11 protein-coding genes are annotated in these 10521 nt (G+C 64.3%); 6 read left to right on the top strand and 5 right to left on the bottom strand.

The features are described 5' to 3' along the window. Positions 1-699: HAMP domain-containing protein (locus A5777_RS10900; protein ID WP_231895022.1), on the bottom strand; the 699-nt coding region annotated here is incomplete at its 3' end. Between the two features lie 134 nt (positions 700-833). On the opposite strand from A5777_RS10900, the gene A5777_RS10895 reads away from it, so the two are divergent. From A5777_RS10895 to A5777_RS10880, 4 genes are read left to right on the top strand one after another with little or no spacing between them, the layout of a single operon-like run. Further along, entirely contained in the window at positions 834-2519 is a 1686-nt protein-coding gene (locus tag A5777_RS10895) for a thiamine pyrophosphate-binding protein (RefSeq protein ID WP_064862678.1), read from the top strand. Then, positions 2516-3181: a hypothetical protein gene (locus tag A5777_RS10890; RefSeq protein WP_005201788.1), complete on the top strand. Its 666-nt coding sequence runs from the start codon at positions 2516-2518 to the stop codon at positions 3179-3181. The genes A5777_RS10895 and A5777_RS10890 overlap by 4 nt, the downstream gene beginning before the upstream one ends. Next, on the top strand, positions 3178-4212 hold the full coding sequence (locus A5777_RS10885; RefSeq protein WP_005201789.1) for a 3-oxoacyl-ACP synthase III family protein: 1035 nt from the start codon (positions 3178-3180) through the stop codon (positions 4210-4212). Before A5777_RS10890 ends, A5777_RS10885 begins: the two co-directional genes overlap by 4 nt. Beyond that, complete coding sequence (locus A5777_RS10880) at positions 4212-5219, top strand: pyridoxal phosphate-dependent aminotransferase (RefSeq protein WP_082933628.1); 1008 nt, start codon at positions 4212-4214, stop codon at positions 5217-5219. The genes A5777_RS10885 and A5777_RS10880 overlap by 1 nt, the downstream gene beginning before the upstream one ends. Before the next feature lie 50 nt (positions 5220-5269). On the opposite strand, the gene A5777_RS10875 is transcribed toward A5777_RS10880, so the two are convergent. From A5777_RS10875 to A5777_RS10865, 3 genes are all read right to left on the bottom strand, one after another. After that, the gene (locus A5777_RS10875; protein WP_064862677.1) at positions 5270-5794 is read right to left on the bottom strand and encodes a DsbA family protein; all 525 of its coding nucleotides are present in this window, start codon (positions 5792-5794) and stop codon (positions 5270-5272) included. A 10-nt stretch (positions 5795-5804) separates the two neighbouring features. Then, a complete protein-coding gene (locus A5777_RS10870; RefSeq protein WP_005201795.1) occupies positions 5805-6302 on the bottom strand; it encodes a redoxin domain-containing protein in 498 nt (165 codons plus the stop codon). Between the two features lie 177 nt (positions 6303-6479). Continuing rightward, a complete protein-coding gene (locus A5777_RS10865; RefSeq protein WP_064862679.1) occupies positions 6480-8285 on the bottom strand; it encodes an N-acyl-D-amino-acid deacylase family protein in 1806 nt (601 codons plus the stop codon). A gap of 79 nt (positions 8286-8364) precedes the next feature. On the opposite strand from A5777_RS10865, the gene A5777_RS10860 reads away from it, so the two are divergent. Beyond that, positions 8365-9252 (top strand): alpha/beta hydrolase, encoded by an 888-nt coding sequence (locus A5777_RS10860; RefSeq protein WP_064862676.1) that lies wholly within the window; start codon positions 8365-8367, stop codon positions 9250-9252. Between the two features lie 2 nt (positions 9253-9254). Here A5777_RS10860 and A5777_RS10855 read toward each other — a convergent pair whose 3' ends face one another. Next, a complete protein-coding gene (locus A5777_RS10855; RefSeq protein WP_064862675.1) occupies positions 9255-10028 on the bottom strand; it encodes a glucose 1-dehydrogenase in 774 nt (257 codons plus the stop codon). On the opposite strand from A5777_RS10855, the gene A5777_RS24140 reads away from it, so the two are divergent. Beyond that, positions 9913-10446 (top strand): DUF2316 family protein, encoded by a 534-nt coding sequence (locus A5777_RS24140; RefSeq protein ID WP_331710588.1) that lies wholly within the window; start codon positions 9913-9915, stop codon positions 10444-10446. The genes A5777_RS10855 and A5777_RS24140 overlap by 116 nt on opposite strands. The last annotated feature ends 75 nt before the right edge of the window (positions 10447-10521 follow it).

Genomic DNA, 10521 nt, shown 5'->3' with positions numbered 1-10521 from the left:
GGTGACCGCGAGCGTGCGGATCTCGTCGTCCGCGGTCGGCACGGGGACTCGCTGCTCGAGCTCGGTGGAGGTGATCTCGTTGGTCTGCTTGATGATACGCGAGACAGGCCGAAGCGACCGACCGACGAGCAGGTAGACCGCACCTGCTCCGAGTGCCACGATGATCGGCAGTTCGATCGCCATGAGCGTCGCGGTCGTCCACTCACTGCTCCTGATGCCGGTTGCCTTGTCGAGCGCGAGGATCGTGTACTCGCGGCCGTCGTGATAGGCAGTGCTCACCGACGCGCAGAACTCGTCGCCGTACCCGGGAACTCTGACGTTGTCGGCGTAGCGTGCCGTCGATTCGTCGGGAGTGGAGTGGCTCGCCAACCGAATCGGCGAGCGAGGAGCTCCGGGCGACGCAGCCACCACCACTCCCCTGTCGTCGACGACCTGTGTGATGTCGATACCCGCGCCGGGAGTGAGATCGTCGGGATCCACTGCCGACACGCCACCACGGTTGACCGCGGTAGCGATCTGATACGCCTGCCGACCCGTCGCGCGGTACATCTGCGCCGTGTTCTCTCGATGCAGCATCAACAACATGACTCCCCCGCTGAGAGCCAGTGCGGCGACGAGTATGACCGCTGAAACGATCGTCAGCTGCGCGCGGACACCGAAACCACTGATTCGCTTGCGAAGACGTCTGGTTACGGTCACGAACTCATCCAATGCGCGTTCGACCACCGATCGGGTCGCTGGTAGGTCGTGGACGTCAGTGTATTGCGTCCTCGCCAGAATCGACAGGAGCCGGTTTCAGCCAACCTTCAGGTACCCGAGGGCACGCTGGCACCATGACCGGTCGTCAGAATGTCGCGGAGCACGTCCTCGTGAGTGCCCAACAGCGCGGAGTCACCCACGTTTTCGGCGTGCACGGCGCGAACATCGAGGACATGTACGACGCCGCGGCACGACTCGGCATGCCCACGGTGGTCGCCAAGCACGAGTTCGCCGCGGGAGCGATGGCAGACGGGGTGGCGCGGATGACCGACTCGCCGTCGATGGTCATCACCACCTCGGGTGGCGGTTCGATGAATGTCGTTCCGGCACTGGCCGAATCGTACGACAGCAGGGTTCCGGTGCTTGCCGTGATCGGCGTCGCACCGACAGCGCTCACCGCCCGGGGCGCGTTCCAGGACATGCTCGACGCGCCCGACACCATCGACCTGATGGGCGTGCTGCGATCGGTGACCGGCCACGCCGAACTCGTCACGCACACAACCGAGCTCGGGCCCGCGCTCAAATCGGCGTTCGACACCCTTGATCGGGAATTGCCCGCCGCCCTGGTGATCCCCAAAGACGTGCAGTCGCAGTCGATGTGGGAGAGCACAAATCAGCCACCCCCCTCGTCGGGCACAGACAGCGGACGTATCGACAGCGGACGTATCGACACGGACGAACTGACCATGCTCGCGCGACAACTCGCTGACGCTGTCGCAGACGGTGCACGCATCTGTCTCTGGCTGGGCGACGAGGCATCACGGGCACGCGTGGGAAACACAGTGCAACGGTTGGCTTCTCGGTTGGGTGCGACGATCGTTGCGTCGCCCGGCGGAGCGGATACCACCGACACCCGCTCGGGACACGCGGGCATCACCGGCGTCATGGGGCATCCGTCTGCGCGCGAAGCACTCACGTCGGCGTCGATCTGTGTCAGTATCGGCTGCCGCATGACAGCCACCGATCGCGGAGGTCTCGATCCGGCGCTCGATGACCTCGAGATCGTGCACATCGGGCGCCACAGCGCACGCCCGACCCGTGGCACGTCGATCGTCGGTTCGCTGCCGAATACGCTGTCGTACCTCGACGCCGAACTGGAACGACTGGGAGTCGACGAGCAGAGTGTGCCCACTGTCGGGATCGAATACCTCGACACCCCAACGGTTCCCGAGTCTCGGCTTCCCCACCTGCGAGAGATCATGGATACGATCGCCGACGCCCTTCCCGAGAGTGCGATCCTGTTTGCCGACGCAGGCAACGTCGGCGCGGCCGCGATCCACTACCTCACGCCGGTCACCGACGGACGGTTCACAGTCGCTCTCGGTATGGGCGGTATGGGTTACGCGATCGCGGCAGGGATCGGTGCGGCGATCGGACCGGCAGCGGACGGGAGGACGGTGATCGTCGCGGGCGACGGCGCTTTCTTCATGCACGGCATGGAGTTTCACACCGCCGTCGAGTATGACGCGCCGGTCACTCTTGTCATCCTCAACAATGACGCGCACGGCATGTGCGTCACACGGGAGAGCCTGTACTTCCCCGACACTCCGAGCGTGAACCGATTCAGACCAACCGACATCGCACGCGGCATGGCCGCCATGTTCTCCAACGTCGAGGTCCGCCATCCCGGCGACCTGCATGAACTGAGAGCCGACGCTGCCGAACTCTTCTCCGCCACAGGGCCGAACGCACTCGTCGTCGACTGCGATCCGGACGAAATACCACCGTTCCTACCGTTTCTGCAGAAAGGACTCCGATGACCATCGAGACCACACCGCTGGCCGACCTCGGCCGGCAAGCCGCCGAGCTCGACGGGTTGACCCGCATCGAGACACACCCACGACAGACCGCCACACCGATCATTCTCGACATGCTGCGATCGGTCTATCCGCACGACCAGATCTACGGCGACTTCTGTCCGGTGCAGGGATACGTCGACGCACCGCCTCGCGAACTCTACGAATGGCTCTCCGACACAAGGTCTCTCGAGGAGTGGACCTACAGTCTCCGCGGATTCACACCGACCGACGAGCCGGGGCTGTGGCTTGCGTCGGACAGACTCGGCGACGCCACCGACATCTACACGCGGACGGTCGCCAACCCCGACGCGATGACCGTCGACTATCACTGCGCGTGGGATCAGGGCAAACACCTGTGGATGATCTACCTGATGCGCGTGGTCGACGCACAGGTCGTGCTCAATAAGCCGGGGTCGGTGGTGCTGTGGACCAATTGCCGACATCCGTTCTATGAGCGAAATCCGTACCCGGAAACGGCACCGGCCGACCGGCCGGTCTGGGTCGGCGACTTCTGGGACATGTTCGCCGCAGGACACCAGCTCGAACTGAACAATCTCACCGCGATCGCCGAGTATCGGCACGCCAACAATCTGCCCCTCACCCCCGATTGGATGCGCTCATGAACAACCCGACTGCACCCGCCGTCGTCCTCGCCGACGTCGCGGGATATCTCCCCGAGAATCGCGTTCCGGCATCCTATTTCAGCCAGTTCGCCGAGAACGACGACCTCGCCGACAACATCATGTTCTCGGCGCCCGCGTTCCGGCACCACGCAGCGGAAGGCGAGACGTCGGCCGATATGATGCTCTCTGCCGCAAGAACTCTCACGGAGAGGCACGGCGACGACTACCTCGATGACGTCACGGTTGTCCTGACGCACAGCCAACTTCCCGAGGTACCGGTCCGCGGATGCGGTGGCGAACTCGCCGACCGTCTCGGTCTGCGACCCACCACGGTTCTCGACGTCCACAACGGCGGCTGCACCGCATTCATCCACATGATCGATCTCGCTGCCGCGCTGCTCGCGGCGGCGGGCGGCGGCAAGGCGTTGCTGGGATTGGCGCAGAACAGCGCATCACAGATCTTCACGCAGGAGCAGGTTCGCGGCAAGGCACAGGCCGCGATCCCCGGTGACGGCGCGGCAGCCGCCGTGGTGAGCCTCGACGATCCGGCAGGCTCCCCCGTCCTCGGACTGGTCACCCACTCGTACGGCGAGTACTCGGCCGACATGACATCGGTCGCAGAACCCGACCGTCGATACTGGGAAGCAGGTACCGGGGAGATCCACATCGGCTTCACCGAAGCGAAGATCACCAAGGTTCTCGCGCGCGGCAATCGCATGGTCCCCGCCGCTGCCATCGAAGTGGCCGACTCCATCGACATTCGGCCGTCCGAGCTCGATTGGTTCATCACCAACCAGCCGAACCGCATCTTTCTACGCAACTGGCGCGAGGCGCTCGAACTCCCCGCCGAGCGACACCCGGACACCTTCGACGAGTGCGGAAACCTGTTCGGCGTCGGACTCCCGATCACCCTCGACACCGCGGTGTCCGACGGGCGCATCCAGCCCGGTGACGTCGTCATGATGTCGGCGTTCGCCCACGCGGGAGATTTCGCCGGAGCGGCAGCGATTCGTTGGTCGGATCGTCACTAGTGCTCGCCGACAACATGATTCGACTCAATCTCAACGAATCCGCGTATCCGCCATTGCCTGCGGTCGCCGAGGTGCTCCATGAACAGGTGCTGTCGGCGCACCGCTACCCGGAGTTCACACCGCACGGTTCCCGTCGTGTCATCGCACACCATCTGGGCGTGTCCGACGATATGGTCACCGTCGGCGCTGGAGCAACCGGAGTCATCTTCCAGGCACTGCAGGCAGCTCTCGACCACCACGGGGGCGTCGTGCCCGAGTTGGTGACCGCGACCCCGACATTCGACGGATTCCCCATCCTCGCGCAGTTGCTGCGCATGGACTTTCGCGGTGTGCCGCTCGATCGCTTCGGCGGCGTCGACCTCGACGCGCTGCGCACCTCCGTCACCGCGGCCACCGTCGCAGTGATCGTCTGCTCACCACACAACCCGACGGGTACGGTCGTCGACGAACGCGAACTACATGCGTTCCTGACGTCACTGCCAGACCACGTGACGGTCATTCTCGATCAGGCCTACATCGAGTTCAGCACTGCCGCACCAGATCTGCACCGGCTGGTCGCACTGCATCCCCGCCTGGTGGTCGTCCGAACCTTCAGCAAGGCACACGGTCTCGCGGCTCTGCGGGTTGGATATGGCGTCGGTGACGAGCGGCTCATGTCGGGCATCCGTCGCTTCGAGATTCCCTTCGCCGTGAGTGCGCCGGCCCAAGCCGCGGTGCCGGTGGCATTGGCCGCGACGACCGCGCTCGCGCACCGGGTCGAGGCGATGCGCGCCGCGCGTGATCGGCTCTCCGCGCAACTGCACGCGATAGGTGCGTCGACCATTGCGGGTGAGGGCAACTTCGTCTATCTGCCCGGCGCGGACGGAGTGGCGCTCGGCTCACTGCTCGGCACCTGCGGCGTTGCGGTCAAGACCGTTCCCGGTCACGGCGTCCGGATCACCGTCGGTGACGCGTTCAGCAACTCGCGTGTACTGGCCGCGTTGCGCGCGACGGCAGCCACTGCCTGAGCGAACCACTACCTCGAACTACCACCTGGGCGAGCAACTGCCTGGGCGTGTCAGCGTCCCGACGCGAAGATCTGCTCGAGCACGTCGGGGAGTTCGGTGAAGGGTCCGGGAAAGAACTGCTCGTTGATGAAGAAGGCGGGTGTGCCGTTGACGCCGCTGCGGAGTCCACTGTTGATCTGCCCCTGGATACGATCACCGAACTGCTGCGCACTCACCGCAGCCTCCGCTGCGGCGGCGTTCAGTCCGAGACTCGACGCCAACTCGCGGTAGAAGCCGTCGCCGATCTGATCCTGGTTCTCATACAGCGCGTCGTGCGCCTCCCAGAACTTGCCTTGGCTACCGGCGTATTCGGCGAACTCCGCGGCTGCAAGTGCCTCCGGGTGGATCTCGGGAATCGGGAAGTTACGAAAGACGAATCGCAGCGAGTCGGGGTAGGTGCGCTGGATCTGCTTGACGATCGGATAGGCCTGCCCGCAGTAGGAACACTGATAGTCGCCGTACTCGACGAGTGTGAGAGCGGCGTCGGACGGTCCTTGAATGTAGTCGTCGGATCCCACGGGTTGGGTCAGCGGCATGGTCGGCTCCTCACGCGTTCTTGTTCTTGAGGGCTTCGAGCGCGTCGAGAACCCCGTTCACACCCGGGTTGATGGCCATCGGCGACAGGTAGCTCCACGAGATGACACCGTCTGCGTCGACGACGAACAGCGCGCGCTTGGAGCATCCGGCCTGTTCGTCGTACGCGCCGTACTCCTTCGAGACCGCGCCCTTGGGGTTGTAGTCGGCAAGCAGGTCGTAGCCGAGCTTGCGCGACTCCTTGAACGCCTGATGGCTCCACGCGCTGTCGACCGAGATGCCGAGCAGCACCGCGCGGTACTCCTGCAGCAGAGGCAGCGACTGGTTGAACACGGCGAGTTCGTCGCCGCACACCTGACTCCAGTCGGCGGGATAGAAGACGAGGACAACAGGATTGCCCTTCAGTTCGGACAGGCTCAGCGATTGATCGGGCGTCGCCTTGAGGGTGAAATCGGGCGCGGTGGTACCGGCCTCGAGGATGCTGTCGGGTGCGGTGCTGGTATCGGCCATGCTCCGATCGTTGCACGCGGGAGGGGGTCACCGCACTGAAAGCCTGGCGACTTCTGCGTACCGACGTCTGCCGGTGGAGATGCGTCGCAAACCGCTGTCGCACCTATACGTAACAGTGACTTTCGAGGCGTACGGCGCCGGTCGCACTAAATTCGACAGCACTCAGTTCGACAGCACTCAGTTCGACCGGATCAGTTCACGCTCAGCTGTCGTCGTCGGCGGCGCGATTGTCGGCGGCGTGGTGTGCCCTGCCCTCAGGAAGCTTCCCGTGCGCGTCGTGCCCACCGACGACGCGAACTCGCCGTCGGCGAACACGGTCTGTCCACTCACGATGACGGCTCTGATCGCGTCGTCGTTTCGATTCACCATGCGCGGCATCTGGCCGAACTGTTCGATCGGCGCCTCACCGTACGCTTCGAGCTGCTCGTCGAGGTGTACGGGATCGATCACGACGAGGTCGGCGCGGTCTCCGACACGCAGGTGCCCCGCGTCGATGTCGTAGAAGTCGGCGACCTCACCGGTCAGTCGATGGATCGCGTATTCGGTACTCATGAACGGCTTTCCGGCCTGCTCGGCGTCGCGAACATGGCGGAGCAGGCGCAGTCCACTGTTGTAGAAGGCCATGTTGCGTAGGTGCGCGCCCGCGTCGGAGAAGCCCATCTGGACTGTTGGCCAAGCGGCGATCTTCTTGAGCATTTCCGGACGGTGATTCGAGATGGTTGTGCGCCAACGGATCTCACGTCCATGCTCGACGACGAGATCGAGGAAGGCGTCAACCGGATGGAGTCCGCCGCGATCGAGTCCGACCTGGCCGAACGACTTTCCGATGACCGACTCGTCGGGGCACGCGACGATGTCGGCGTCGAAGAAGTCGCGGTGCCACACCCTGATGCCGAACTTCTGCTCGTAGTCCTTGCGGAACCGGCGCCGGTACTCCTCATCTTGGATCAGCGCATCTCGTTCGATGTCGTCACGGAGATGCAATGCTGCTGCGCCGGAACCGAATTCCTCGAAGATCACCAGATCGATACCGTCCGCGTAAACCTCGAACGGCACCGGCAGATGCTGCCAGCGGAAGTCGCCGCCCAGCCGGTTGATGAGCGCGGTGGGCCGGTCCATCAGGATCAGCGCCTTCTCGTTCGACTTCACGTCCGCAGCGGACAGCAGTGACGTCTTGAGCACAGGGCGCCCGAAGCCGATCGACTGCACCATCTGCGACACCAGATTGAGCGGGTTCTGAATGTCGGGTCCCGACTGCAGCACGCGGCCACTGTGCCGCAGCATGCGCTTGAGTCGGCGCAGCTCTTTGGGTTTGGCGTACGTCGACGGCAGCGTTCGTGACCGACACGTCACGCCGTCGAGCTTGTCGAACTTGAGCTGCTGCGACGAGAGTCCGACGAATCCCTCGACGAGTGCGTCGCCGAGCATCTCCTCCATCCGCGCCTGCTCTGCGTGTGTGGGTCGTACATCCGATCGTGTGGCACGATCGAGACCCATCACCGACGTCCGAATGTCCGAATGTCCAATGAACGCAGCCAGGTTCGCCCCGAGCGGCAGACTCTCCAATCGCTCGACGTACTCCTTCGGCGACGACCAGTCCTTGTGCTCGTCCACCGCGGCGATGACGTGGTCGCGCGGGATCGCTTCGACGCGCCCGAAGAGGTCGCCCGCCTCCTCGCCGTTGACGTAGATCGTCGACAGCGAGCACGATCCGATGAATACCGTTGTCACTCCGTGGCGAAGCGACTCGGTCAGTTCCGGGGTGTCGAGAACCTCGACGTCGTAGTGCGTATGGATGTCGATCAGTCCCGGCGTCACCCATGCACCCTCGGCGTCGACGACCTGCGCGCCGTCGGTGTCGAGCGGCTCGGTACTGATCGCGGCCACACGACCGTCGCGAATACCGATGTCGCGGATCGCCGAGGGCGCCCCCGTGCCGTCGAACCACCGGCCACCTCGAACGACTGTGTCAAATGTGGACATGACCACTCCCTTCGCGGGCTCATCGTGGCACAGATCACAGTCGATGTAGACACTTTTCCGAAAATGTATAGTCCAGTCGATGACGATCGACGACATCGCTCCAGACCTACGACGCACCGCACGCTGGATTCCTCGCGGAATCGGATTGCGACACATGCCGCAAGCTGTCCTACGACTCGGCGGTGTGCCGCTGGCACGCCTGCGCGGCGTCCCGACGGTCGCGATCGCGCCGGGGATATCGATTCGCCTGCACCGTCCAACCGGAGCACAGAACACCGACACCGCAATGCTGTGGATCCACGGCGGTGGGTACGTGCTCGGTTCCGCCGGACAAGATGACATCTACTGCCGCGACCTCGCCGACGCCACCGGCATCACGGTGGCTGCCGTGAACTACAGGCTCGCACCGCAATTCTCCTATCCCACACCGCTCGAAGACTGCTACACCGCGCTCGCCTGGCTGGCCGAGCAGCCGTGGGTCGACAGCAATCGCATCGCAATCGGGGGTGCCAGCGCGGGCGGCGGCCTCACCGCGGCGCTCGCACTACTGGCGCGCGATCGTGGCGATATCCCGCTTGCCGCACAGATTCTCGTGTACCCGATGCTCGACGACCGGACCGCTGCGACGCCAACGGGACGTCGATACGTGCTCTGGTCCGAGAGTGACAATCAGCGGGGGTGGGATCTGTACCTCGGCGCTGCGGACAGGAAGCGGGCCGTACCCGCACGCCGCGCAGATCTCGACGGTCTGCCACCCGCGTGGCTCGGCGTCGGAACCTGCGATCTGTTCCACGACGAGACACTCGACTACGCTCGCCGACTCCGTGAGGCAGGCGTCGACTGCGATGTCGAGGTCGCCGACGGCGCCTTCCACGCGTTCGATCAGCTTGTGCCCAAAGCACCTACCACGCAACGATTCAACGAGTCACTGCGCTCGTTTCTGCGTAGGAAGCTCGCGTCCATGTGAGGTCAGCCGTCACCCTCCGACGCGTCGACTACCCCGAAGTCCTTGTGCGCCAATCCCGCAACCACACCACCGTCGACGACGAACTCTGCCCCCGTGGAGTAGCTCGACTCGTCAGAGGCAAGGTAGACAACGAGTTTCGACACCTCGGACGGCTCTGCTGCCCTGCCGAGTGCGGTCTGGAAGATGTCGTCGGGCACCCACTCCGTCATCGGCGTCTTGATCAAGCCCGGGTGTACCGAGTTGACCCGAATGCCGCTTGGACCCAACTCCAGCGCAGCCGACTTGGTGAGTCCACGCACACCGAACTTCGACGCCGTGTAGCCGTGAGTGGCAATCGTCCCCGCCAAACCCTCGATCGACGAGATGTTGACGATCGAACCGCGACCGGCCTCCTTCATCTGCGGCACAACAGATTTGATGCCGAGAAATACTCCGGTCAGGTTCACGTCGAGAATCGTGCGCCAGTCGTCGAGCGAATAGTCCTCGAACAGGCCGAAGTTCACGATCCCGGCGTTGTTCACCAAGACATCCAGGCGCCCGAAGGTCTCGACCGTCAGCGCGACAGCGGCGTCCCAGTCATCGGGCTCTGTGACGTCGAGATGGACGTAGCGCACCGCGTCGCCCAGTTCACCGGCGAGTGCCTTGCCCTCGTCGTCGAGGATGTCACCGGCGACCACGCGCGCGCCCTCTGCGATCATCTCGCGCACGTGCGCGGCACCCATGCCCCGCGCGCCGCCACTCACCAATGCAACCTTGCCCGCCAGCCGCTCGCTCATCGTCTCCCCTTCCAGGCTCCGTTTCGGCAGACCATACGCCCGTCGCTTCGTTGTATGGCGTGGATTTCATAGACTCTCAGGTCACAGACCGGCCCGCGACAAAGGAGACGACCACCATGTCTCTGAACGAACACCAGCGCCGCGTCACAGCGCGCAGCTGCGCGCGGATCTCGACCTCGCCGACCTCGATACCGCTACGCTCGCAGCAGAACTCGGCTTGTCGACGGCTGCAGTCGAGGAGGCGCTCGACGTCGGACCGGCGACCCATCCGGCACTGGTGTGGCGCCTGCGCGATCACCTCGAATCCGCGGCTCGTGCGGCGGGCGCTGAGCCGCACGAGTACACCTACCTTCCCGAGCGGATGCGATCGGCCGCGCAGGTCTGGTTCGGCGTCGGAGATCATCGCTTCTCGGACTGAATCGCTGCACTCGATGAGTTTGCCGACGCATTCTCAGCGCTCCTTCAGCGACCGGCCGTCACACTCGTGCGATGG

The sequence above is a fragment of the Gordonia sp. 852002-10350_SCH5691597 genome (assembly GCF_001665715.1).
GTDB lineage: Bacteria > Actinomycetota > Actinomycetes > Mycobacteriales > Mycobacteriaceae > Gordonia > Gordonia sputi.
Note: the sequence above shows the minus strand (reverse complement) of the source record. Positions and strands in the feature narration are given on the sequence as shown.

Bases quoted from the DNA above. Each gene is read 5' to 3' on its own strand.
- A5777_RS10855 (WP_064862675.1), bottom strand. From the start codon at position 10,028: ATGAGCGAGCGGCTGGCGGGCAAGGTTGCATTGGTGAGTGGCGGCGCG.
- A5777_RS10875 (WP_064862677.1), bottom strand. From the start codon at position 5,794: ATGCCGCTGACCCAACCCGTGGGATCCGACGACTACATTCAAGGACCG.
- A5777_RS10890 (WP_005201788.1), top strand. From the start codon at position 2,516: ATGACCATCGAGACCACACCGCTGGCCGACCTCGGCCGGCAAGCCGCC.
- A5777_RS24140 (WP_331710588.1), top strand. From the start codon at position 9,913: ATGTCACCGGCGACCACGCGCGCGCCCTCTGCGATCATCTCGCGCACG.
- A5777_RS10860 (WP_064862676.1), top strand. From the start codon at position 8,365: ATGACGATCGACGACATCGCTCCAGACCTACGACGCACCGCACGCTGG.
- A5777_RS10865 (WP_064862679.1), bottom strand. From the start codon at position 8,285: ATGTCCACATTTGACACAGTCGTTCGAGGTGGCCGGTGGTTCGACGGC.
- A5777_RS10885 (WP_005201789.1), top strand. From the start codon at position 3,178: ATGAACAACCCGACTGCACCCGCCGTCGTCCTCGCCGACGTCGCGGGA.
- A5777_RS10870 (WP_005201795.1), bottom strand. From the start codon at position 6,302: ATGGCCGATACCAGCACCGCACCCGACAGCATCCTCGAGGCCGGTACC.
- A5777_RS10895 (WP_064862678.1), top strand. From the start codon at position 834: ATGACCGGTCGTCAGAATGTCGCGGAGCACGTCCTCGTGAGTGCCCAA.